The 2,425-nt window shown below is 61.6% G+C and carries 1 protein-coding gene; it reads right to left on the bottom strand.

What is annotated here, in order from left to right; translation table 11 throughout:
• Positions 1-2,309, bottom strand: a 2,309-nt coding sequence (locus A2I95_RS31710; protein ID WP_291736221.1) for a methyl-accepting chemotaxis protein, incomplete at its 3' end; no start/stop codon positions are given.
• Between the last annotated feature and the right edge of the window lie 116 nt (positions 2,310-2,425).

The following is a 2,425-nucleotide window of genomic DNA, read 5'->3' as shown; positions in this document are numbered from 1 at the left end:
TGCGCTTCTTTGGACAGGCCCAGGCTTGAGGAGGTGACCTCCTCGAACAGGGCAGCATTGCGGGTGGTGGCATCGTCAAGATTGGACATTGCCGAATTGATCTCCTGCAGGCTGCCGGATTGCTCGGCAGAGGCCTGGGAAATAGTTTTCATCAGATCTGCTGCGCTGTCGACAGAGGCGGAGATTTCACCAATTGCCGTGCGGGTCTGTTCAACCAGATCCGCACCAAGTTCGACATTCTGGCCGGCCTCATCCACCAGAGCCGAAATTTCAGTCGCGGCTTCTTTCGACCGGTGCGCCAAGGTCCGCACTTCCGAGGCCACCACCGCAAAGCCCTTGCCAACAGTGCCAGCGCGTGCGGCCTCGACCCCGGCATTCAGCGCCAGAAGGTTGGTCTGCTGGGCAATCGCCTCGATCATGCCGATGATCCGTGAGATTTTTTCGGAGCTTTCCTTGATTGCTTCCATTGCGCCGTACGTCCGCTTCACCACTTCGATACTGGCGCTGGCATTCTCGCGCGCCGCTTCAACAGAGGCTGACGCCTCCCCCGAGGCCTGGGCGGTGCCGGTAATGGAAACCGAGAGCTGGTTCACGGCAGCAGCCGTGCCTGCCAGCGTCTGCGCAGTACGCTCCGAGCGTTCGGACAGATCGCGGGAGGCCGAGGAGATTTCGGTGCTGCCGCCAGCAATCGACTGGCCGCTTGTGCTGAGGCTGCTGACGGATGCCTCCAGCTTCTCCAGTGCCGCATTGAAATCATCACGCAGCTTCGTATAGCCCTCACCCATTTCCCCGCGAATCCGGGCTGTCAGATCGCCTTGCGACAGCTGCTCCAGCCCTTCGCCAATGGCCGTCACCGCCGCAGTCTGCTCTGCCAGGCGGGCGTCACGTTCCGCATCCGCTGCGGCCTCAACTTCTGCCTTCTCCACCAGCCCGTCGCGAAACACCGAAAGCGCGGTGGCAATCCGGAAGATTTCGTCGCTCGACCGGTCGTACCCCGTTACAGGGCGCAAGTTGCCTGCAGCCAGCCGCTCGGTTGTGCCGCTGATATCAGCCAGAGGGCGCAGGATAAGGATCCGTGTCAGAACCAGAGACGCCAGGAACACTGCTGCAGCCACAGCCGCCAGGATCTGCAGCTGTTGCTGCGCCGCCTTCACATCACCCGCAAGCCCGCCCGCTATGGACGCGATCTCCAGCCGGCTTTCGGCCCCCAGACTGGTTGCGTGATGTGCAAATTCCAACACCGCGTCCACAGTTGCCTGCGACGCCGCAGCAGCCGCAGCCGTGGCCTCCAGCGACGCCACCTTGAAGACCGGCAATCCTTCGGACGGATCGGCAAGGCCAACCAAGTCCTTAAGTTCCTGCGCAAAGACCCCACTGTTGAAACCGGCATACCCCTGCAGCGCCTTGGCAGCTTCCTGAAGCGGGGCAGCAGCGGCATCGGCGGCATCAATATCATGCGCGGCCGCCACATCCAGCGCCGCCACCTGAAAGGCGCTGATCCAGCCGTTGATCTCCAGCAGCTGCTGCAGCACGCCAACCTGGTTGTCCAGCAGCCCCTGGATCGCCGTCCGGTTATCGGAGCTGGCTTGGGTTGCCGCAACAGACAGGGTGAACACCATACGCTCCATTGCCTGGGTCAGCGGGCGTACGCTGGCGTTGCGGGCGCTCAGAACTTCCTTGCGGCTGTCCTTCAGCTCCTTGCGGCTTGCGGTGAGTGTATAGCGGAACAGTTCCACACCCGCGCGGACCTTCTTGGCCCTGAATGCATCCAGGCCCAGCTCCTCTAGCCCCCCCATGACCGGCTCCAGCCGACTCAAAGCGTCATTGGCCATCTTTTTGAGCGCCCGCTTGGTGGGCACGTCGCGCACATGGCCCAACGCCAGAGCCGCACCGGACAAAATGCTGATATCAGCGCGGGTCTCCAACAGCGTTTGCAAGCTGCCGAATTGTTGCTCCACCAGGTTTTTGAGCACCTCATCGACCTGGCCAATTGTGTCTTCGCCGCCTGCCATCAAACTGTCGCTGGCCTCCGACGCGACCTGCACAAGCTTCTCCTGCACCGTTTGGCTAAGAGTCTGCAGGCTGGCGGTCTGGGAGTCGATCCAGGCCTGGTTGCGGAAAGCGCCTTTGCGGGCCGAGATCAGATTGTTGAGCATTTCCGAGGCAGCATCAGCCTCCGGCCTAAACATGGCCCGCTCTGCCGCAGGCAATTCTGCCAGGCTGTTTTCAAGATGCGCAATAGCTGCAGCCGCTTCACTTTCGGCCTGACCCAGGCCATCAACTGATCCAGCCTGCAAAACTGCGATCATAGCATCCTTTGTCCGGCTTCCCGCTTTGACAAGGCGGCCGCTCAGCTCCAGCCGGGGCACTTTCTGTTCGGTCAAAACCTCCATCTGGCGGCCGGTCTGAGAAAAGACCAGAGTAA

Source organism: Leisingera sp. F5 (assembly GCF_001593695.1).
Note: the sequence above shows the minus strand (reverse complement) of the source record. Positions and strands in the feature narration are given on the sequence as shown.